Below are 21651 nucleotides of genomic sequence, written 5' to 3'. Positions count from 1 at the left end.
ACGCGCACCATCCTCCGACGGGCGTCGCGGAAGGCCGTGCCGCCTCGTGCTCAACCACACCAATGAGGAGTGACCCACATGTTTGCCCACAACAAAAGGCTGCAATACACGGTGCGCGTCGGTGAAACCAATCCCGGCCTGGCCAATCTGATGCTGGAACAATTCGGCGGACCGCAAGGCGAGCTGGCCGCCGCCATGCGCTACTTCACGCAGGCGGTCGCCGAGGACGATCCCGGCCGGCGCGACATGCTCTACGATATCGCCACCGAGGAGCTCAGCCACCTGGAGGTCATCGGTAATATCGTCGTCATGCTCAACAAGGGCTCCAAGGCCGAACTGGCCGAGGGCGTCGACCAGGCCGGCGAGCTGTATCGCAAGATCAGCGGCGCCGGCAACGACAGCCATGTGACGCAGGTGCTGTACGGCGCCGGCGCGCCGCTGACCAACTCGGGCGGCGTGCCGTGGACGGCGGCCTATATCGACACCATCGGCGAGCCGACGGCCGACCTGCGTTCGAACATCGCCGCCGAGGCGCGCGCCAAAATCGTCTACGAGCGGCTCATCAACCTGACCGACGATCCCGGCGTCAAGGAGGCGCTGGGCTTCCTGATGACGCGCGAGATCGCCCACCAGAAGTCGTTCGAGAAGGCGCTGTACGCGATCCAGCCCAACTTCCCGCCGGGGAAACTGCCGGGCCAGCCCGCCTTCACCAGCGTCTACTTCAACATGTCCCAGGGCGGACCGGAGGTGCAAGGGCCGTGGAACGAAGGCGGCGACTGGACCGTCGTTAGCGACCGCGACCGGCAAATGGCGGTCGATGGCGGCGACGGCCTGGCGACGGTCCAGGTCACCAACGAGGAGCGCGCGCTGCTCGACCAGATGGCGGTGCGCACCATGTCCGACCCCGAGACCGAGCCGCTGACAGGCGCCGAGCTGGGCATGGGCATCGGCCAGAACATCGCCGGCAAGAACAGCTCGTCCGCGCACTAGCGCCACACACCGCGCCCGATAGTACAAAGGGCTCCCCCGGAGCCCTTTTGCTTATCCACACGTCCACGCCGCGCCGTGGGCGCGGTCACCATCCTTCAGCGCACCCGGCCGCGCCGCACCAGATTGACTATCGCCAGCAGGATGAGCGCGCCAATAAACGACACCCCCAGCGACGCCAGGCTGAAGTCGTCGGAATTGATGGTGCCGGTCCCGAGCATCGGCGCCAGCAGCCAGCCGCTCAGCAACGCGCCAACGATGCCGACCACGACGTTCAATAACAACCCTTGCTGCGCGTCCGTCTTCATGACCAGGCTGGCGAGCCAGCCCAGTATGCCGCCTATGACTATCCAAAGTATCAGATTCATCGCATCCCCCTTGTTGGTAAAAGCCGGCCGGGCGGCCGGTCGAGTGATTATCCGAAGCCTGGGACACCGCTGCTATCGGCTCTCACGCCGCCCCGGCGTGGGACTGATCCTAGCTCGCTTGACGGCCATTTTGCTGAGCTTGCCGACCGGGTTGCTGGCCTTGGAGCTGCGTCGAGAACGGCCGCGCATCGGCCGGCAGGTCGATCGTCACGGTCGTGCCGCGCTCGGCCGAACTGTCGATCAGCACGCTGCCGCCGTGCGACTCGGCCACATGCCGGACGAACGGCAGGCCCAGTCCCCAACCCTGCACGCCGTTGCGCGCATGACGGCGAAACATCAGGAACACGTCGGCGATGCGCTCCTCGGGTATCGGCTCGCCGCTGTTGCTGACGGCGATGCTGGCGCGGCCCGGCGCGGTGGAGATCGCGATCCGCAAAGGCCGCTCCCCATCGCCGTACTTCCAAGCGTTGCGCAGCAGGTTCTCCAGCGCGCGCTTGAGCAGGCGCCGGCTCCAGTGGCCGGGCGGCGCGTCGCCTTCCAGTTCGTACGGGCCGGACCGCTGGGGCGCGTCCGCCAGCACCTCCTCGGCCAGCTCGCGCAGGCGGAAGCAGCTGATATCGAGCGGCAGCTTTTGGGCGCTGTTCAGCGCCGCCGTGTCGAGCAGCTCGCGCACCATCGCATCGATGTGCTCGACATTGGACTGGACGCGGGCGACCAAATCGGCCGCCTGTTGCGGCTCCGGGCGCCTGGCCAGCAACGTCGCCGCCATGCCTATCGTGCTGAGCGGCGTGCGCAGATCGTGCGCCAGCGTCGCCACATAGTCCTGGCGCAACCGCTCCTGCGTCGCCGTGTAGGCGGCGATCGCCTCGAGCACGGCCGCATCGACCGATTCGTGCACTTGTATCAGTTGCTCGGGCGTTAGCGGCACCCGTTCCCGCTCGACCATGCGCAGGAAGACGCGCTTGAAGATCTGGTACTCGGCGATCAGCTCGTGCGGCTGGTAGTTGGTCATGCGGGCCCGCTCGTCGCCGTGGGCCGAGGCGATCGACGTGCCCACGACCGCGTTGCGGCGCGGGTAGCCCGGCGCCAGCGCCTGCACCAGGTTGTCATAAAACGTCGGCAAGGTATTGATCAGTATTGGCGGCAGCAACTGGTTGGCACGCTGGATGTCGGCCAGGATCGCGGCGGTCCAATCGGCCATCAGCCGATCGCGCAGCGCGAGCAACTGCCCCGCCACCGGCGGCAGGTCCTGCGGCCGGTCGTGGTAATCGGTACCGATGAGCTCGGGCGGACTTTTTGATGGCTGGATATCGCTCATTCACACTCCCGGCAGTGGAAACAGGTTGGCGCCATGGCAGGTCGCCCTGCAAATCTCCGCGAGCGCCACCTTGGGACTGCGGTCGGCGTTGAGCAGGCCGTTGGTCTCCTGGAAGGTATCGGTGAACTGCGTGTAGCAAAAACCGCTGAACATCGTCGTCTCCGACACCGCCTTGAGCAGCTCGGTGTATTGCGCCAGGAAAGACTCATCGTCGGTCGCGCGGGAATAACCCCAGGTGCGGTTGCCGGTGGCCCGGGTGTCGTAGGCGATGCCGCCGAACTCGGTCAGCACGATGGGCTGGCCGCGATGCGGGAAGCCGTCCAGCGTCAGGATGCGCCCGCCGGGGCGGCGCTGGTCGAACAAGGTGCGCACCGGATCGGCCACCTCGTAGCGCTGGCGCAGCCGCAACGGATCGGCGTCGTAGTCGTGGATGCCCAGGATGTCGGTGGCCGACGCCTCCCAGCCGTCGTTGCCGATCACCGGCCGGGTCGAATCGAGCATGCGCGTCAGGTGGTACAAGGCCTCGACGGCGTTGCGGTGCGCCTGCATCGACGTCAGGTTCGGCACGCCCCACGATTCGTTGAACGGCACCCAGACGATCAGGCACGGATGGCTGTAGTCGCGCTCGATGGCCTCGGTCCATTCCTTCAGCAGCCGGGTGATGGCACGCGCGCTGAACGCATAGCCGGACGGCATCTCGCCCCACACCAGCAGGCCGAGCTTGTCCGCCCAGTACAGGTAGCGCGGGTCCTCGATCTTCTGGTGCTTGCGCACGCCGTTAAAGCCCATTTCCTTGGCCAGCTCGACATCGCGGCGCAGCGCCGCGTCCGACGGCGCCGTCATCAGCGTGTCGGGCCAGTAGCCCTGGTCGAGCACCAGCCGCAGCGGATATGGCCGGCCGTTGAGCATGAAGCGGTCGCGGTTGATCGCCACCGACCGCATTGCGGTGTACGAGCGCACCCGGTCGATGACCTGGTCGCCGTGGTACAAGGTCAGCTCGGCGTCGAGCAGGGTCGGACTCTCCGGGCTCCACAGCAGGTCGTTGCGCGAATCGTCGATGCCGGGGTCCGACAGCACGATCTTGCGGGTCGCCTCCATGCCGACCATCAGATAGCGGTCGGCCGCCAGCAGCGTGTCGCCGTGGGTGACGCGCACCTCGACCGACAGGTCGGCGCGCGGATCGCCACCGGCCAGCACCTCGCAGCCGATCTCGAAACCGTCGAACACCGGCGTCCAGCGCAGCGCGCGGATGTAGGTGGCCGGCACCGGTTCGAGCCAGACGCTCTGCCAGATGCCGGTGGTGCGCGGATACCAGATCGAATGCGGCTCGAGCTGCCAATCCTGCTTGCCGCGCGGCTTGGCGAGGTCGGCCGGATCGTCCTCGGCCCGCACCACGATGGTCTGCGCCGGCCCCTCGACCAGCACGTCGGTGATGTCGGCGCAAAACGGCGTGTGGCCGCCCTCGTGGTCGGCCACCAGCATGCCGTTGACCCACACCCGCGCATGGTAGTCGACCGCGCCGAAATGCAGCATCGTGCGCTGGCCGCGCCGGGCCAGCTCGACACGGCGGCGGTACCAGCAAACGCAGTGAAACGATCGGTCGCCCAACCCGCTGGCGCCGGACTCCGGCGCGAACGGCACGTTGATGCGGTGGGTCCACTCGACCCCCTCGCCCGCCATGCCGCGGCGGCGGTCGCCGTCGAAGGCGAACTCCCATTCGCCGTTCAGCGATTGCCAGTCGTCGCGCACCAGTTGCGGGCGCGGATACTCAAACAGAGGCTCAGTCAAACTCATGCAACTCCCCGCGTGTGAAAGCGACGGCGTCACCGCCAGATCGACTCCATGCTACCAAGCTTGCCACCGGCCCGACGTTCAATTCCGAGCGGAATCGAACCGGAAAAGATGACGCGGTCGAGGCTGCAGTCCTGCCAGCCAGTCGTCCCGCCTTCCCGACATCTGTCAAAACATGGCATCATGGTCCAGTCTGACTCTTGATGGATGTTAAGAATGTCTGAAGGTAACTCCCGTACAGTGGTCACTCGCGATGCCGGCCAACGCAGGGCAGCGATCGCGCGTCCACAGATATGGAGCGCCACATGCCGCAATCCCGCCTTCAGCCGCATCGCGCACGCCTGGCCCTGACCATGGCCGCTGTCGCTTTTTATCTGATCTCCACCGCACCGGCCGCGCATCCCGAAGCCGCGGCCGGCCTACCCCGCGACGCATTGGCCGCAAGCTCCATAGGCCTTAATCCAGGAACCGATTTCCGCGTTACCAGAGCCGACTGCAAGGACTGTGCCGCCTCCCCGCAGGCCCGCTGGTATTTCGGCGACGACACCGTCGCCGTCGCGAGTGGAGACGCAGTCGGTTCGACGCCCCGTCTGCGCGCGCAGGACGATGTCCGCGCCTGGCTCTCCTCCACTGCCTCCAAGGCTCAGGGCAAACCGCCCCAACTGATCTGGATCGGCTCTCCACAGGTCGTCGAAGGACGCCTCGCCGCCGACGCCGCATCGCTGACCGGCGCCAGCTCCGCGCTGCCCGTGGCGCTAACCGCGAGACTTGCCAGCAACCGCTCGTACTTCGACGCCAGCAGCCAGGCCTACTTCGCCGGACGGGAGATGAAGGCGCGCGGGATGTTCAAGGACGGTACCTTCCACGCGCGCACCTTATGGCCGAAGGACTACGCCATGCCCGCACTCCCCGTCCTGTCCCCGCTGAAGAACGGCGAATCCATCGAAAGCCTGGTGCGTATCAACGGCGGCGGCGCGCGCGATCCGCTCGCCGCGCGCACCTTGTGGCGCCGCGACGGCGCCAGCGCCGGGGAATTCCCACTGGCCGGAAGACCGGCGCTGGCCTTTATCCTCAACGGCGCGCAGGGCGACGACGACGAAGCCTACGGCGGCCACTTCGCGGTGGCCACCGGCCGCTTCGACCCGCATGGCGGCTGGGACAACTGGTTGGTCAACAACTTCTACAATCTCGGATCGGTCAGCGAAAAAGGTATCATCGCCTCGACCTTGCCAATGGACGCCTACATGGCGGACTTGAACAGCGGCCAATCCTGGTACCGGCCCTCCTACATGCTGGTCGCCGTCATGAAAGACCAGCGGGTGCCCGCGCTCTACCAGGAAGCGATCAGCCGCGTCTTCAACCATTTCTATAGCCAGGACTTCCATTACCGCCACGCGGGCACCAACTGCGCCGGCATCAACGTCGAAACGCTGCGCACCCTCGGCTGGGAAATTCCGCGCCTGGGTGGCGAAAGTCCGTTGAAGGCCGCACTCGCGTTGCCGTACATGGCGCTCAAGGAGGTCAGTCTCGCCAGCGGCCAAAGCGCCTACGACTACCTCACAACCGAGCGCACGGAATTGATGCCCTTCGTCGCCTTCAACACGATCGGCGAGGACTTGTTAAATCGTCTGACGGACAAGGGCGGCGCGCGCAGCGCGATCGAGGCACAACTGGCGGATGATCTGGAGGCGATCGTCTTCGTGCGCATCCCGCAGTTTCCCTCCTCGCGCGCGTTCGGCTCCGATCCGGTGATGTCGCTGAATGAATATCAAAAGCGCGCGCCGGCCGACCGCGCCGACTGGAAAATCATCCCGGTAGGGCCGCGCGACTTTCCCGCCTCGATGAAAAACCCGCTGGCGCCGAAGGAAAAACGGCCGCAATCGGTCACCGCGACCTATGTCCTGGCGGCCGGCGTTCTTTGCCTGACTGGCGGCATCGCGCTGGCGTGGCGAAGCAGGCGGAAAAAAGTACGATCGCGTACAGACATCTGATCGGCGGCGGGTTAGACTCTCTGCACGACAATTAAACAGACCGAGTCATGACGCCAAACGCCCCAACCCACGCCAGACCACTGCGACTGCCGGCGCTTGCCGGATGGTTGCTGCTGACGTTCGCCTTCGCCGCCATCGGCGCCTTTGCATCGGCGCAGGCGGGCGCGTTCTACATGCAGCTGGACCGGCCCTCCTGGGCGCCGCCGGCGTGGCTGTTCGGTCCCGCGTGGAGCGTGCTGTATCTGTTAATGGGCATCGCCGCCTGGCGCGTGCAGCGCACCGACGATCAAGGCGGCGTGCGGACGGAGATGACGCTGTATGTGGTTCAACTGGCGTTGAACGCCTTGTGGACATGGTTATTTTTCGCCTGGCGCCAGGGCGCTTGGGCGTTCGTGGAAATTCTTGTGCTATGGCTACTGATCGCCGCCACGATCCGCGCGTTCGGGCGCCGCGACAGGATCGCCGGGCTGTTGCTGGTGCCCTATATCCTGTGGGTCAGCTACGCCACGGCACTGTGCTACAGCATCTGGCAACGCAACCCCTCGGTATTGGGCTAGCGCCCACGGCAAGCCGGCCCGTCTCATACCTGAAACTTCGAACGCTACGGAAACACGTAGGGCGGATTAGCCGAAGGCGTAATCCGCCAAGAGCCGCCAACCCGCGCGCAAAATACCGGAAGAAAATATCGTACATTATCAATATCGACTTTGATAAAACTGTTTGCGCCCGCACAACAGCATCTCAAAGCGCACGGATAGGCTGACTGCTTCCCCAAGGAGGACATATGCCCGACTACAAGCGGATCTACATCGAAGGCGGCACCTACTTCTTTACGCTCGTCACCGCGCGACGTGCGCCGATCTTCGTCAACCCGGAGGCAAGGCTACTACTACGCACCGCGATACAGAAGGTCCGATGTCGTCATCCTTTCGAGATTGTCGGCATGGTGCTCTTGCCAGATCACATGCACGCGCTATGGCGCTTGCCGGCAGGCGATAGTGATTTTTCAATCCGTTGGCGCTTGATCAAAACGCATATGACTCGGTATGCAGGTCAGGGAAAACGCCTTTGGCAAGCGCGATATTGGGAGCATGCCATCCGCGATGAGCATGATTTAAGCCTTCATTTGGATTATCTTCATTGGAATCCCCTTAAACACAGCCTGGTAAATCGGGTCCAGGATTGGCCTTGGTCGAGTTTTCACCGTTATGTCGCAGCCGGGGTTTATCCGGTGGATTGGTGTGGGGCGCGTGAGTTGGCGGATTACGCCTTCGGCTAATCCGCCCTACGTGGCTCTGGGGTGCGCCAGCATCCATGGCCACAATGTTGGGCTCATTCTCCGCTATCATCTCCATCGTCCGCCCCGCCATGATACGATCTGCAAAAAGCCACGAAGGAGACGAATGAAGCACCAATTCCTGGCCATCGACGAGGGCCTCCAGAAGCTGTCGCTGATCGATACCACCAATCCCCGCTACGGCTGGACGCGCAGCCTGGAAGACTTCCCCTCCGCCCGCGATATGCAGCGCATCGGCCCGAACCGCGCCCTGATCGGCTTCGAACGCGGCTTCTTCGAACTCTCCATCTCCTCCGGCGAAGTACTGGCCGCCTGCGACCGCTGGGACAACGTCACCTCCGCCCGCCGCATGGTCAATGGCGCCACCCTCGTCACCGGCCAAAACCTCGCCGGCGCCGGCGGCATCAACGTGCTCACCCTCGACCGCGAGTACCGCCAGGTATCCAGCGTGCGCCGCGATGGCGACTACGTGCGCCTGATGCGCACCACCGACCTTGGCACCTACCTGTTCTGCATGAACGACCACATTCTGGAAACCGACACCTCGCTGATCGCATTGAACGCCATGCGCGCGCCGGGCTTCGAGCACGCGTGGAAGGCCGAGCGCATGGACGACGGCTCCACGCTGGTCTCGGCCGGCTACGGCGCCTTCATGGCGCGCTTCGACCGGCGCGGCAATCTGATCGCCACCTTCGGCGGCGCCAATCTCATGCCCGGGGAAGTCTCGCCATTCTTCTACGCGACGTTCCAGGTGCTGGAAGACGGCCGCGTCATGGTCGCCAACTGGCAGGGCCACGGGTCGGAAAACGGCCACAAAGGTCGCCAGCTGCTGGAGTTCAGCGCGGGCGGAAAACTGCTTGGCAGTTGGTCCGATCCGCACAAGATCTCCTCGCTCCAGGGCATCCTGGTACTGTGACCGGTCAACCCACGCGCCGCACCTCGAAGTTCTCGATCTTCTGGCGCGACTGCGTGGTGCGGAAGCCGAAGTAGCCGCCGCCCGCCAGCGGCCCGGGCGCCGAGAAGAACTCGCGATCGTCGACATACAAACGCGTCCCCTTGGCATCGACCACGATGCGAATACGGTATGGGTGATTCGACTTGAGCAGATACTCCGGCGCCAGGTATTCCTGCAGCAGCTTGCGCTCGCCGCTGCCGTCGTAATAGCGGAAACGCGATGTCGTATTCGTGTTGCCGCCGATGCCGGCATAGAACATCGGCACGTTGTCGTATTCTTCCAGCTTGCCCGAACGGCGGAACGGCTTCGGAGTGCCGCCCCCCGCCAGTTGCGCCTCCCAGAAGAAGTTCAAATCCGACAAGCGCTCGTTCGGTTTTCCCTCGGCCAGTACGGTCCGCGTGAAGCTGATCTCATAGTGACCGATCAACCGCTTGCGCAGCCAGACCGTCAGGCCACGGCTCGCGTCCAGCACCAGCGCACGCGATACCGCCTGCGCGGCCTCGCCTGCGTCGCCGGCCTCCGCCTCCACCGCCCATGCCTGCGGATCGAAGCGCTGGAAGTCATCCTTGCAGACGACGGCACTGGTCGCGTCGAGCGCCATCATGCCCAAGGCGCCGAGGCCCCACTGGGCGATCGAATTGGTCGAAATCCTCGGCGCCTCCTCCACTTCCGTCAGCACCACGGGCGGCTTCACGCGGCGCGATACCAGGTCCTTCTCCACCAGGCCCGCCCGGCCCTCATAAAACTGCGCCCAGGCGCGTTTGAGCATCGCGCGGTCCTGCCATTCCACCGCCGCATAGGCCAGCAGGCGCGCGTGGCCCTGTCCCAGATTCAGCTTGCCGAGGTCCTGGCCGAGTTCCGCCTTCTGCTCCTTCTCGCTGGCGTTATACAAGCGGCAGTAGCGCAGCCACGCATCGCGGAACCCCGGCTGCGGCACGGTGCGTATCAATTCGCTGCAAATCTCCGGCAGCCCGAAGACAGCGCTCAGATGCGACACACTGATTTTTTTCTCGCGATCGACGACGTACGCGCCGGTGCGCAGGTCCATCACGCCGCCGCCGGCCAGGAACCCGAGCGGCTGCGCGGCGATACTGGCCATGCTGGCCAACAGCTTGTCGCGGTACTTGGGTTTGCCGCTGCGTTCCCATTCGGTGAACCAGGCCGCCGCCACCGCGCCCCAGTCGGTGCCAAAGGCAACGCTCGCGTAGTTTTTCGGATCGTCCGCCGGCGCCACCTGGCCGATCTTCCGGCCCGGGATGACGGTGCGCAGGCGCTCCACCGCGTCGACTTGCTCGGTGAGCAGATCGCCGATGCGTTCGTCGGCGGTCAGGTAGTACATGAAGCGGCGGTTGACGGCGGTCGAGATGCGCAACTGCTTGGCGCTGTCGCCCCAGTGCTGAACGCTGTGGCGCGAACCGAGCGGCGCGAACGGACCGATATGGTGGACATCGACCTCGCCGGTGTGGCGCGTCATCGCCTCGGCCATGCGGAACACGTCGGCGCGGCCGCTGTGCAGGAAGTAGTGCCACAACCAGATATCGGTGCTCAACTCCGAGTTGTCCCACGCGTAGCCGCCCACGTCATAGCGCCAGACATGACGCTGCTCGTCATACGTGTGCATCACATCGCCGTAATCCCAGAAGCCGTACCATTTGCGGTACTCGACCTGGTTGCGATAAAAGTCGAAACTCCACGCCAGCTGCTTTTCCAGCTTGGCCGCCTCCGGCGACGGCCGTTCCGGCGCGGGACTCCAGTATTCGCTGAACACGCCGGCTTGATGCAGCCGCGCTGGCGTCGCCAGCAACTGGGGCGGCGACTGGATACGGCGGCTGATCGCCACCAGTTCATCGGCCGAAGGCGTCGCCGGCAGCAGTTGCCATTCCAGCTCGCTGGTGCGGGCGACGCCGTACGGCGTGCCGAATTCCGGCTCGTAGTCCTCGTAGGTGATGTCGAGCGCGGCGCGCTGCTTCTCGAACGTGTCCTCGCCCATGCCGTCATGGTAGAAGCGCAGGTCCATCGCCGAAGCCTTGGGCGCCCACAGCCACATGGTGACCGTGGCGAGCGAGGTTTCCGCGCCACTGATATCGATCTGGCCGGGATAGCTTTGCCAGAAATTGCGCACGCCGAAAGCGACACCGCCGTCCGGCGTGCCGACATAGCCGGTGCCACTGGCGCGCGCGCCGGTGGCGGCATGGATCCAGCCCTGGCCGGCCTTGGTGCGCTTGCTGATCGAGAAGCCATCCGGATGCGATTGCAGCAGCGTGTAGTGGCCGAACGCCGGGACGTAAGGCAGTCCCTTGGTGACCGCCGCCGACATTTCCTTCAGCGGCACCGCCCGGCCGGACAATTGGGCATCGTAGACGCTTTGACCGGCATCGCGGCGCAAGCCGGTCAGGCCGCGCACCGCCTCGCCGAAGACGCCGCCGTTATCGCCGACGAAGCGGATGTGGCGGTCGTGCAGAGGGCTGGACAGCGGCACGCCGAAGCGCAGCCCGACGCCGCGGATATACGCTTGGGCCGGATCGGCGTCGTACACCAGCGTGTGCACCAGGCGAACCGTGTCCGAGTTCTTGTAGAAGTACAGGCGAACCACGAACGGCAGCAGCCTGGCGCCGTCCGCGTGCCGGTGGCTGCCATCGACACGAACCACCGCGCGCAGCGGTCCGTTCTGCTCGAGCGTCACCTTGTCGATCGCACCATCGTAGGAGCGGCGCCCGGCGCCCGCCGATTCGTCGTCGATCGTATCGTCCACCAGCAGCAACAGCCGGCCATCGCGCAGCAGCGGCTTTCCCGACCGCTTCATCGCCGTCACCAGCACCGCGCCCGAGCGGGGAAGCGCGCATTGCAGCACGCCCGTATCGATGTCGATGCCGCCGGAACCTTCCTTTGCCAGCGTGGCGCCGGCCGGGCCGGCGCTGGAGGCTTCGGCGCCGATCAGCGGATGCAGCGTGTAGCCGGCTTCCGGCTTGCCGCCGCCGGCTTCGGGCGGCAGCGCGTGCGCCGACCATTTGAGCGTGCCATCGGGCCAGTAGGCCAGCGGCCAGGATTGCACCGCCTTCACGGCGCCTTTGCTGGCACCGGCACCGGCACCAGCGGCGGCGCCACGCAACTCGAACGCCGCATTCCCGGGCACCCGCCCCTGCGGCCATGGAACGCCCCAAGTCGCGCCACTGAAACTGGCGGGCGCGCCTTCGAGCCAATGCAGGACCGTTTCGCCGGCCGGCGCCGGGACGGGAGCGCCGGCATCCGCGCTGTGCGCGGCGAACGCCTGCGCGGGCAGGACGTCGGCCAGCACGGCGACGCCGCCCGTCAGCAAGGACGCCAGTTTAAGAAATTGACGCCGTTCCAGTGTATCGCTCATTTGCCGCCGCTCCGTACTCAATATTTGTAAGCCAGGGTCGCGCCGATCGTGCGCGACTCGCCCAGCCAGCCCCAGACCGTGCCGTAGTCGCCGCTGGAGAGACGGCGGTAGTACGTTTTGTCGAAGGCGTTGTTGATCCAGAGCGAGGCGCTCCAGTCGCCGCGTTGGAGCTTACCACCGGTGCCGGCCGAAAACGAGGCCAGGCCATAACTACTCACGCGGGTGAGCGAAGAATTGTCCACCGTGCCGTACATCCAGCCGCGATAGGCGTAGCGCGCGCCGACGAAGTTGTTCAGGCCATTTTCGCTGCGCCAGCTATAGCGCGCGCTGGCGTTCCACGTCACCTTCGGCGCATTGAACACGCGCTGGCCGGTCAGGTTGCAGGATGGCGGCGGTTTCGGCGACAACGTCACCTCCGGCGCGCAGCGCGCATTGTCATAGTCCGTGTAGGTGGCGTCGTTATACACGGCGGCGAAATCGACCTGCAGATTGCGCGTTAGCGCGGCACGGATACTGGTTTCGGCGCCGCGCGAGCGGAAGCTCCCGGCGTTCATCAAGTAGGTTTGTTGGTCGTCGGGATTGTAGCCTTGGGTTTGGAAGTCGCTGATCTCGGTCAGGAACAGGTCTGCCTTCACCGTCACCTTGTCGTCCCACAGCGAGCCTTTCACACCCAATTCGGCGGTTCTGGTCTTCTCGGGTTTGATGTACAGCGAATCGTTGCCGGCCTGTCGCGCGGCGCCGGCGGAGACATTCAGGCCACCGGACTTTTCGCCATAGGAGCCAGCCAGATAGCTGTTCCACTCCGGCGTCAATTGATACTTCAGCACCAGCGTCCCCGATGGCAGTTGATGGTATTCCTTCAGGTTGCCCGAATTGAAGGGCACGCGATTGAGGCGCACAAACTGGCCACTCTTCTCCTCGTAATTGAAGCGCAGGCCAGCGTTCAAATCCCAGCCCGAAGCGATGTGCCAGGTGCCTTGCGCGTAAGGCGACAGCATATGGTCGCGCAGTTTCCCGAACCGGATCACGTCGAGGTTGTTGTACGACGCCGAAGCGTAATACACGCCGGCCAGCGTACCGGCGGCGTAGCGGGTATGCGCCACCGTGTCCAGATTCTGGCCAAGATAATTCAGGCCGACCGCATAGTCGTAGTCCTCGCCGACCGGCGATTCCAGGCGCAATTCCTGTGACCATGTATGATCGCGCACCTGGGTGCCGGTGTTGTTGTAGATGTTGACGCTAAAGCCGTCGGCCATTACCGGATTTGTGCGGAAGTAGCGCACCGATGTCACTGAGCGCAGCTTGTAGCCGCTCTCGAGCTGCCAATCGGCGACGGCGGAAGCGCCGCCCTGCACCACATGTACCCGGTTTTCATCGTCCAGATCGACCTGCGGGCCGAACACGATGTTGTTCCCGATCGCCTTGGACTTCGCCAAGTAGCCGTCGGTGCCGCTGAAGACATTGGTGGCCAGCAGCACCGGCGTCGGCTTGCTGTTGGTATTGCTGTAGTCGGCGCTTAGCCGCAATCGGAACGCGTCGCCCTGCTTATATAACAGTTGTCCGCGCGCGCCGGTGCTGGAAGCTCCGTTCAGGCGATTGCCGTTGCGGACATTGGTGACCGCGCCATCGTTATTGCTGTAGACCAGATTCAAGCGACCCGCCCAATTGTCATCCAGAGGGCCGGAGACCATCACCCGTCCGCGCGCGTAACCATTCTCCCCGATCGACACCGTGGCCGATGCCTCCGGCGTGAACGACGGCTCCCGCGTATGGATATTCAACACGCCGCCGGTGGCGTTGGCGCCGAAGGCCGCGCCCTGCGCGCCGCTGAGCACCTCGGCATAGGCGATATCGCCCAGTCCATTCCCCAACATGCCGGCGCGCGCAAGGTACACGTTGTCGACGTAGATCGCCACGCTGCTTGGCATGCCGATATTGGCGTCGCCGCTCGCCTGCCCTCCGCCGTCGCCGACGCCACGAATGCTAATCTGGGTATCGGACGGATCGGTGCTCTGTATCACCAGGCCCGGAATCAGCTGCTGCAAATCCTCGAGCGTCGTCAGGTTCTGCTGCTCGGCCTCGTCGCCGGTCACACGGTACGACGATGTCGGCGCGCGCTGGATGTTGTCGGTCTCCTGATCGGCGCTGTTGCGGCGGGCGCCTTTGACCGTCACGCGCGCCAGCACTTCGGTTGCCGGCGCCACGGCGGCGGCGGCGGCGGAAACGGGCTGCCGCAACGAGGTCTGCACGATCGGCGCCTGAATCGGCGTGGCCGGACGCGCCGGCGCTGCGGGAGCCGGAGCGCGGCGGATGGTCAGCGCGCGCCCGCCGCCGCTGGTGGCGAGCTCGAAGCCGGTACCCTCCAAAGCGCGGGTGATCGCCTCGGTGGCGCTGAAATTGCCGCTGACGGGCGCCGAGCGCGCCGTCTCAACCAGCTTCGGGTCGTACGCCAGCGCCACACCGCTTTCGGCGGCAATGCGCAACAGGGTTTTGTCCAGCGGCGCCCCGGCCAGCTGATACGGCTGGCGTGTCGCGTCCTGCGCCAGCGCGGCCGGCAAGGCGAGTAACTGGGTGGCGGCCAACATCGCCAGCATGTGGTGTGGATTCTTCAAAACGTGCCTCACTAGAGTGGTTGTGCACCTCAACCGAGGGGCTTCACAACACATGTGCAGCGAGAATCCAAAAGCGTCAGCACGTTGCGAAAATATTTTTCTGGCAGCGAGCGGTCAGCTGAAAACAACTACATAGCGGCCATAACGCGTCAACTTGACAGGCAACGCGGCGGCCACCTGCCGCAGCGCGCCGTCAATATCGTCGAGACGGAATACGCCGCTGATCTGATGCATCGCGGCTTTGCCGCTGGCCCGCAGCAACCCGGTACGATAGCGGCCGAAGACCTCCAGCAGCTCCGCCAACGGAAGGCGGTCTGCGACAAAGACGCCGCGCGTCCAGGCGCTGGCGGCGGCGAACGACAGCTCGCTGGCCCGGGCGCCATCGTGATCGAAGTAGAAAGTCTGGCCGGCCTCGATCGGCACGGCGGTTCCTCCCACGGGCCGGAGCAGCGCGCTGCCAGCGCCCACAGACACCACGCTGCGCTCCCGCAGCCGCCCCACATTGAATATCGCGCCGCTGGAGAAGACGGCGCCGTGCGCGGTGGCGACAGTAACGGTGCCTCCCGATGGAGTTGAAGGCCTCACCAAGAGCTGCCCCTGTCGCAGATCCAGCACGGGCGCGGTGGCGCCGCCGGCAAGGTAGATACGGCTGTCGGCATCGTAGGCCAGCGGCGTGCCGTCCGCCAAAACGCCCTCGCCCCGCTCGCCCACGGCGCTGCGCCAGTCGGCGTCCAGTCCCAGTCCATGCGCGCCCTCGCGCACTCCCCAGGCGCCGACGCCCAGCGCCAGCAGCGCAAAGGCGCCGCGCAGGGCACGCCGCCTTTCCGCGGACGGCGTCCGCAGCGCATGCGCCATCGCCGAAGAACCTAGCGCCCCGCCCGCCCCGTCACCGCCCATCCGCGCCAGCCGCTCCTGTAACGCGTCCCAGGCATGCGCATTCTCCGCCGTGGCGCCGCGCCAGCGCTCGAATGCGCGCAGTTCGGCATCATCGGCGTCGCCTTCGCGCAGGCGCACCTCCCACATCACTGCTTGTTGTAGTGCAGACGCTGGCGCAGCCATCAAACGCACTCGCAGCAAGCCGTCAAGGCCTGTGCGACATATTTGCGGACCATGCTGACCGATACGCCAAGACGCTGCGCGATCTCCGCGTATCCCATTTCCTCGAACTGGCTGAGGATGAACGCCTCGCGCGCCTTGGCGCTGACGCGCTCCAGCGCCGCATCGATGCGCAGCAATTCGTCGACCGCCAGGCACACCTGCTCCGGCGAGGCATCGAACTGCTCGGGGACCAGCGCCAGCTCGGCCAGATAATCGCGCTCCAGATCGCGGCGGCGCCAGAACTCGTAGGTCAGGCGCCGGGCGATGGTCGTCAACAACGCGCGCGGTTGGCGGATATGGCTCACATCATCGAGTCCGGCCAGTTCGGTGAAGGCCGATGCCGCCAGGTCCTCGGCATCGTTGCGCGAGCCGACCAGCCGCTGCATGCTGGCGGTCAGCCAGCCGTAGCTGCGACGGAATTCACTGCCCAGAAAGGTGTCGCGCGCGGCGGAAACGAAGGAAACGGTACTCATGGCCGCCAATATAAACGGGCGGCTTGCGTAATAAAACGAACAATTCCGATCTAGCTTATTCGGAAACCGTCGCGTGACGCCGGGGAGAAAAACCGATCACGAAAGCTGATCGCGGCGTCCATTTTGGTTATCGCGGCAGCCCGCCTTCCAGCATGGCCAAATGACGCCGGATCGTCGCGAACATCTGCTCGACATCGATAGGCTTGGCGATGAAGTCGTCCATGCCGGCGGCGATGCATTGCTCGCGCTCGGACTCCATCACCCCCGCCGTCATGGCGATCACCGGCAGTTGCAGGTGCAACTCCTCACGTATCAGGCGGGTCGCGGTAAAGCCGTCCATCACCGGCATTTGCACATCCATCAGCACCAGCTCGTAGCGCTCGCCGCGCAGCAGCTCCACCGCCACCGCGCCATTTTCCGCCACGGCCACCGTCGCCCCGGCCTGTTCAAGAATGCCTCTGGCGACGTTCTGATTGATCGGATTGTCCTCGACAAGCAACAGGCGAACGCCCGCCAGCCCCGGTGATGCGGGCGCCTCCGCCTCGCCGACGGCGCCTGGCTCGCGCTGCGCGAGCGCCGTCTGCACCGCATCGAACAGGCTGGAAGATGTCACCGGCTTGGTCAGATAGGCCGAGGTGGAAACCTCCGCCAGGTCTTCCATCAGCTTTCCACGCCCATAGGCGTTGACCATGCAAACCACCGGCACGCTCGCATCGGCCGTCTGCGACTGGATCGCCTTGATCGTTTCGACGCCGTCCATGCCGGGCATATGCCAGTCGACCAGCACCACGTCGTAGACGGCGCCGCCGCGCAAACGCTCAAGCGCCTCCGGCCCGGACGCCACGCTGTCGCACACCCAGTTCCAGGCCTCGATGGTCTTGCAGATGAACGAGCGGCTGGTCTGGTTATCATCCACCACCAGAAGGCGCAGGCCGGCGGGCGCCGAGCGGCCAGCCAGCATCGTCGTCTCGTCGCCAGCCATCATCGGCAATGTGAAGCGGAACTCGCTGCCGGCGCCGGGCGTACTGCGCACCTCGATAGCGCCACCCAGCATTTCGATCAATCCCTTGGAAATGGTCAGTCCCAGGCCGGTGCCGCCGAAACGCCGCGTGGTCGACAAGTCGCCCTGCGTGAAGGGCGAGAACAAGCGGGCCAGCTGCTCCTCGCTCATGCCGATGCCGGTATCGCGGACGACAAAACCCAGCGTCAACGGCAGGCGCGCCGCCAGCTCGACCCGCACCGACACTTCCCCGTTTTCCGTGAACTTGATCGCGTTTCCGGCCAGGTTGACCAGCACCTGCTGCAGGCGCAACGCATCGCCGACCAGCGCGCGCGGCACATCCGGTTCGACACCGATACACAATTCCAGATCCTTGTCGCCGGCGCTCACGCTCATGATGGTCGCCAGCTCGTGCAGCACCTCGTCCAGATGGAAGCGCACCGGATGCATCTCCACCTTCCCGGCCTGCATCTTGGAGAAATCGAGGATGTCGTTCAGGATGCCCAGCAGCGACTGGCCGGACGCCCGTATCATTTCCAGGTAGCGGCGCTGCTCCGGCGACAGACCGGTGGTGCCAAGCAGGTGAGCCATGCCCAGCACCGCGTTCATCGGCGTGCGCAATTCGTGGCTCATATTGGCGACGAAAACGTCCTTGGCCGCATTGGCGGTCTGCGCCTGTTTGACCGCCAACTGCAGCTGGAGCGTGCGCTGCTCGATCAGGTTTTCCAGGTGGTGGCGGTAGCGCAGCAATTCCGCTTCGACCGTGTGCAGTGTCACGATCGCGTCGTCGGCTTCGCGGAAGCTGAGGCGCTGGGGCGGCGGCGGCATGCCGCCTTTGCCTGCCAGCCTGACCACGGCGGACGACAAGGCACTGACGGAACGGGCGATGTTGCGGGCGAAGTACCACGCCACGCCAAGGCCCGCAGCCAGCAAAACCAGCAGGAAAGCGGTGATCCACTTGATCGACGCCAGCATTTCGGACAGCACCACGCTTCTCGGCACGCCGATGACGACGGTCCAATTGCTGGTCACCGAGCGGCTGAACATCGAATACACGGGTATGCCTTCAAGCGTGACCGCCTCGATCGCGTCCTCCAGCTTGTAAGGCAGCTTGGCCAGCAACGACGGCGAGCCCTTATGGCCGACGAACCTGGCCGCTTCGTGCGTGCGCGCGACCACCACGCCGGTCGAATCGAAGATGGCGATCACACGGTCCGGCGGCAGCCGCTGCTCCTTGAGCACCTGCCCGAGACGCTCGGGAAGATAAGCGGTCGAAATCACGTAGAGGACTTTACCTTCGCGCAGCACCGGCACGTGGATCGCCACCAGCGGCCGTTTCAGTGCGCCGCCGATGAACAGGTCGGAGATCACCGGCTTGCCGGTCTCGAACACCTTGTCGATCCGCTCCGCGCTGCCCGGATCGGCCAACAACGGACCGTAGGGCCGCGCGGTGTTCATCAACTGCACCGAATCGCGGTCGCTCAGGACGAAATTAAAACCGGGGAATTCAGGCCGCAGCACGTTGGAGGCCTGTTTGTAGAACGCGGCGATGTCGCCGCTATCGAGACTGGGCGAGTTGGCCAGCGCCAGCGCCACGGTGATGCCGGTGTTCAGGTCCCGGTCCACCGCCTGGATCAGCGCGCGGGCGGTGATCAGGGTGTCCTGCTGGATCTGCGTGCGCTCACGCTCGTAAAAGTTATCGGTCAGCAGCGCGAACCCTATGATGGCTGGCAATGCGCAGGCCCACACCAGACTATAAATCTGCGATCTGATGGTCGGCAACGCGGCCACGTATGCCAGGTTCCCTCGGTCCTGCGCCATAAAAGTCCTTCCCGACCGGTGTCTTACTCAGGGAACAACTTTATCACAACCCCAGCTTGCTCCCCAAGCGCAATACGGCGGCGATGTTGCGCGCCGACACGCGCACGTTGCGTGCCGCGTCGGCCAGCGCTTGCTCCACCGTGCATGGACGGCTGACCGCACCGAACACCGCGTCGATCCCGTGCTCGTGCACCGCCGCCGCGCCGGGGGCCAGACCGCCGGCGATGGCGATCACCGGTTTGCCGTGGCGCTGCGCCACCCGCGCCACGCCGACCGGCGTTTTGCCGTGGATGGTCTGGCTGTCGATGCGGCCCTCGCCGGTGACCACCAGATCGGCGTCCGCCACGGCCGCGTCCAGGCCCACGGCGGCGGTGACGATCTCGCTGCCGGGGCGCAGCCGGCCGCCGAGGAACACCAGCATCGCCGCGCCGATGCCGCCACCGGCGCCGGCGCCCGGCACGTCGGCCACCGGCCGTCCCAGATCGCGGGCGATGATGTCGGCGTAGTGGCGCAAGCCGGCGTCCAGCAGTTCGATCATCTCCGGCGTCGCGCCTTTTTGCGGCCCGAAGATGTGCGACGCGCCCTGCGGCCCGACCAGCGGATTACTGACGTCGCAAGCGACATCGAACGCGCAATCGGCGATGCGGGCGTCGAGTCCCGACAGATCGATCCTGGCCAGCGTCGCCAGCGCGCCGCCGCCTGCCGCCAGGTCCTTGCCCGCGCCGTCCAGCAGGCGACCGCCCAGGGCCTGCAGCATGCCGGCGCCGCCGTCGTTGGTGGCGCTGCCGCCGACACCCAGCACGAAGCGCCGCGCGCCCGCATCGAGGGCATCGCGTATCAATTCCCCCGTGCCGTAGCTGGTGGTGCGCAGTGGATCGCGCAGCGCCACCGGCACCAGTTCCAGGCCGCTGGCGGCGGCCATCTCGATCACCGCCGTCTCGCCATCGCCCATCATGCCGTAGAACGCCGGCACCGGCTCGCCGAGCGGGCCGCGCACGCGCAATTCCACCAGGCGCCCGCCGCTGGCGTCGATCATCGCCTGCACGGTGCCCTCGCCGCCATCGGCAACCGGCACCTTGAGGTACTCGGCATCGGGGAAAATCTCGCGGAAGCCGGCCTCGATCTCGTTGGCGACGGCCATCGCCGACAGGCTCTCTTTATACGAATCAGGCGCTATGACGATTTTCATTGGTACTCCAACTCTCGATCCCATCATCGATTAACCAGCTTGGCCGGCACACGCAGCACCAGTATCGCACCAAGCAGCATCACGCTGGACAGAATATACAGCGCCACGTCGGTGCTCTGGGTCGCATCCTTGATCCAGCCGACCAGGAACGGGCTGACGAAACCTGCGATCTGGCCCAGCGAATTAATCAGGGCCAGGCCGCCGGCCGCCGCCGCGCTGCCGAGGAAGGCCGCCGGCAGCGCCCAGAACATCGACAACGCCGCCAGCGCGCCCATGGTCGCCATGCTCAAACCAGCGATGACGATCACCGGATTGCTGGAGAAATTGGCCGCCAGGGTCAGGCCGACAAGGCCCATCAGCATCGGCGCGGTGACGTGCCAACGGCGCTCGCCGTGGCGGTCGGCCGACCGTCCGGCCCAGATCATGAACACGGCGGCGAACAGATAAGGCACGGCGCTCAACCAGCCGACCGTGACCGCGCTCTGGTAGCCGAGGGACTTGATGATCGACGGCAGCCAGAAGTTGATCGCATAGACGCCCATCTGGATACAGAAGTAAATCACGCCCAGCATCCACACGCTGCCGTTGCGCAGCACGTCGGAGAACGACTGGCCGACCGTGCTGGTGGACTGGCGCTGCTTTTCATCGGCCGCCAGCGCGTCCTGCATCGCGCGCTTCTCGTCGGCGTCGAGCCATTTGGCCTGCGAAATGCCATCGTTCAGGTAGAAATACACGCCAATGCCGAGCAGCACCGTCGGCACGCCCTGCAGCAGGAACAGCCACTGCCAGCCCATCATGCCCCCTTGGCCGGCCGAAAAGTGCGCCAGCATCCAGCCCGACAGCGGGCCGCCGATCAGGCCGGAAATGGGAATCGCCGACATGAACAGCGCCATCACCTGGCCGCGTTTCTGAGAAGGGAACCAATGCGTAAAGTACAGCACCATGCCCGGGAAGAAGCCGGCCTCGGCCACGCCGGTGAAGAAGCGCAGCACGTAGAACGACAGCGGCGTCGTCACGAACAGCATGCACGCCGACAAGGCGCCCCATGCCACCATCATCACCGCGATCCAGCGCCGCGCGCCCAGCTTGTGAAGGATAAGGTTGCTCGGCACGCCGCTCAGCACGTAGCCGATGAAGAAGATGCCGGCGCCAAGGCCGTAGACGGTGTTACTCAGCTTGAGCGCGTCGAGCATTTCCAGTTTGGCGAAGCCGACGTTGACGCGGTCGAGGTAGTTAAAGAAGTAGCAGACGAAGATAAACGGTATCAGGTGCCACGTCGCCTTTTTGTACGCCCCCTCGAGGACGGACGCCGCAGGCGCTTGCGCGGCGATCGACGGATTGCTCATTCCAGGTCTCCTAAGTTTTTATAGTGGAGCTGATTATGTGGAAT

15 protein-coding genes are annotated in these 21651 nt (G+C 65.2%); 5 read left to right on the top strand and 10 right to left on the bottom strand.

All coding sequences use genetic code 11. The features are described from left to right. Window positions 1-78 precede the first annotated feature (78 nt). Window positions 79-990: a manganese catalase family protein gene (locus NHH73_15795; GenBank protein ID USX24093.1), complete on the top strand. Its 912-nt coding sequence runs from the start codon at window positions 79-81 to the stop codon at window positions 988-990. Between the two features lie 95 nt (window positions 991-1085). Here NHH73_15795 and NHH73_15790 read toward each other — a convergent pair whose 3' ends face one another. The 3 genes from NHH73_15790 to NHH73_15780 form a co-directional block, all read right to left on the bottom strand. Further along, entirely contained in the window at window positions 1086-1355 is a 270-nt protein-coding gene (locus NHH73_15790) for a GlsB/YeaQ/YmgE family stress response membrane protein (protein ID USX24092.1), read from the bottom strand. A 109-nt stretch (window positions 1356-1464) separates the two neighbouring features. Beyond that, window positions 1465-2673: a HAMP domain-containing histidine kinase gene (locus NHH73_15785; protein ID USX24091.1), complete on the bottom strand. Its 1209-nt coding sequence runs from the start codon at window positions 2671-2673 to the stop codon at window positions 1465-1467. Then, complete coding sequence (locus NHH73_15780) at window positions 2674-4467, bottom strand: glycoside hydrolase family 2 (protein ID USX24090.1); 1794 nt, start codon at window positions 4465-4467, stop codon at window positions 2674-2676. Window positions 4468-4769: 302 nt separating this feature from the next. On the opposite strand from NHH73_15780, the gene NHH73_15775 reads away from it, so the two are divergent. The 4 genes from NHH73_15775 to NHH73_15760 all read left to right on the top strand — a co-directional run bounded on the left by NHH73_15775 (window position 4770) and on the right by NHH73_15760 (window position 8668). Next, complete coding sequence (locus NHH73_15775; GenBank protein USX24089.1) at window positions 4770-6455, top strand: hypothetical protein; 1686 nt, start codon at window positions 4770-4772, stop codon at window positions 6453-6455. Window positions 6456-6502: 47 nt separating this feature from the next. Then, complete coding sequence (locus NHH73_15770; GenBank protein USX24088.1) at window positions 6503-7012, top strand: tryptophan-rich sensory protein; 510 nt, start codon at window positions 6503-6505, stop codon at window positions 7010-7012. Window positions 7013-7239: 227 nt separating this feature from the next. Next, a complete protein-coding gene (locus tag NHH73_15765; protein ID USX24087.1) occupies window positions 7240-7734 on the top strand; it encodes a transposase in 495 nt (164 codons plus the stop codon). A gap of 124 nt (window positions 7735-7858) precedes the next feature. Beyond that, window positions 7859-8668, top strand: coding sequence for a hypothetical protein (locus NHH73_15760; GenBank protein USX24086.1), 810 nt, complete (start codon window positions 7859-7861; stop codon window positions 8666-8668). 4 nt (window positions 8669-8672) lie between these two features. Here NHH73_15760 and NHH73_15755 read toward each other — a convergent pair whose 3' ends face one another. The 7 genes from NHH73_15755 to NHH73_15725 form a co-directional block, all read right to left on the bottom strand. Beyond that, complete coding sequence (locus NHH73_15755) at window positions 8673-12068, bottom strand: DUF6250 domain-containing protein (GenBank protein USX24085.1); 3396 nt, start codon at window positions 12066-12068, stop codon at window positions 8673-8675. Window positions 12069-12085: 17 nt separating this feature from the next. Beyond that, the gene (locus NHH73_15750) at window positions 12086-14680 is read right to left on the bottom strand and encodes a TonB-dependent receptor (protein ID USX24084.1); all 2595 of its coding nucleotides are present in this window, start codon (window positions 14678-14680) and stop codon (window positions 12086-12088) included. Between the two features lie 114 nt (window positions 14681-14794). Continuing rightward, a complete protein-coding gene (locus tag NHH73_15745; GenBank protein USX24083.1) occupies window positions 14795-15703 on the bottom strand; it encodes a DUF4880 domain-containing protein in 909 nt (302 codons plus the stop codon). A 35-nt stretch (window positions 15704-15738) separates the two neighbouring features. Then, the gene (locus tag NHH73_15740; protein ID USX24082.1) at window positions 15739-16251 is read right to left on the bottom strand and encodes a sigma-70 family RNA polymerase sigma factor; all 513 of its coding nucleotides are present in this window, start codon (window positions 16249-16251) and stop codon (window positions 15739-15741) included. A gap of 127 nt (window positions 16252-16378) precedes the next feature. Next, window positions 16379-19072 (bottom strand): response regulator, encoded by a 2694-nt coding sequence (locus tag NHH73_15735; GenBank protein ID USX24081.1) that lies wholly within the window; start codon window positions 19070-19072, stop codon window positions 16379-16381. A 43-nt stretch (window positions 19073-19115) separates the two neighbouring features. Beyond that, a complete protein-coding gene (locus NHH73_15730) occupies window positions 19116-20261 on the bottom strand; it encodes a glycerate kinase (protein USX24080.1) in 1146 nt (381 codons plus the stop codon). Between the two features lie 23 nt (window positions 20262-20284). After that, entirely contained in the window at window positions 20285-21607 is a 1323-nt protein-coding gene (locus tag NHH73_15725) for an MFS transporter (GenBank protein USX24079.1), read from the bottom strand. Window positions 21608-21651: the final 44 nt, after the last annotated feature.

Source organism: Oxalobacteraceae bacterium OTU3CINTB1 (assembly GCA_024123955.1).
Lineage (GTDB): Bacteria > Pseudomonadota > Gammaproteobacteria > Burkholderiales > Burkholderiaceae_D > Rugamonas.
The sequence above is the reverse complement of the archived record's forward strand: the minus strand, read 5'-3'. Positions and strand labels throughout refer to the sequence as shown.

Coding starts and splice junctions, on each gene's coding strand:
- NHH73_15790 (USX24092.1), bottom strand. CDS start 1,355: ATGAATCTGATACTTTGGATAGTCATAGGCGGCATACTGGGCTGGCTC.
- NHH73_15775 (USX24089.1), top strand. CDS start 4,770: ATGCCGCAATCCCGCCTTCAGCCGCATCGCGCACGCCTGGCCCTGACC.
- NHH73_15730 (USX24080.1), bottom strand. CDS start 20,261: ATGAAAATCGTCATAGCGCCTGATTCGTATAAAGAGAGCCTGTCGGCG.
- NHH73_15735 (USX24081.1), bottom strand. CDS start 19,072: ATGGCGCAGGACCGAGGGAACCTGGCATACGTGGCCGCGTTGCCGACC.
- NHH73_15770 (USX24088.1), top strand. CDS start 6,503: ATGACGCCAAACGCCCCAACCCACGCCAGACCACTGCGACTGCCGGCG.
- NHH73_15785 (USX24091.1), bottom strand. CDS start 2,673: ATGAGCGATATCCAGCCATCAAAAAGTCCGCCCGAGCTCATCGGTACC.
- NHH73_15725 (USX24079.1), bottom strand. CDS start 21,607: ATGAGCAATCCGTCGATCGCCGCGCAAGCGCCTGCGGCGTCCGTCCTC.
- NHH73_15795 (USX24093.1), top strand. CDS start 79: ATGTTTGCCCACAACAAAAGGCTGCAATACACGGTGCGCGTCGGTGAA.
- NHH73_15745 (USX24083.1), bottom strand. CDS start 15,703: ATGTGGGAGGTGCGCCTGCGCGAAGGCGACGCCGATGATGCCGAACTG.
- NHH73_15755 (USX24085.1), bottom strand. CDS start 12,068: ATGAGCGATACACTGGAACGGCGTCAATTTCTTAAACTGGCGTCCTTG.
- NHH73_15760 (USX24086.1), top strand. CDS start 7,859: ATGAAGCACCAATTCCTGGCCATCGACGAGGGCCTCCAGAAGCTGTCG.
- NHH73_15780 (USX24090.1), bottom strand. CDS start 4,467: ATGAGTTTGACTGAGCCTCTGTTTGAGTATCCGCGCCCGCAACTGGTG.
- NHH73_15765 (USX24087.1), top strand. CDS start 7,240: ATGCCCGACTACAAGCGGATCTACATCGAAGGCGGCACCTACTTCTTT.
- NHH73_15740 (USX24082.1), bottom strand. CDS start 16,251: ATGAGTACCGTTTCCTTCGTTTCCGCCGCGCGCGACACCTTTCTGGGC.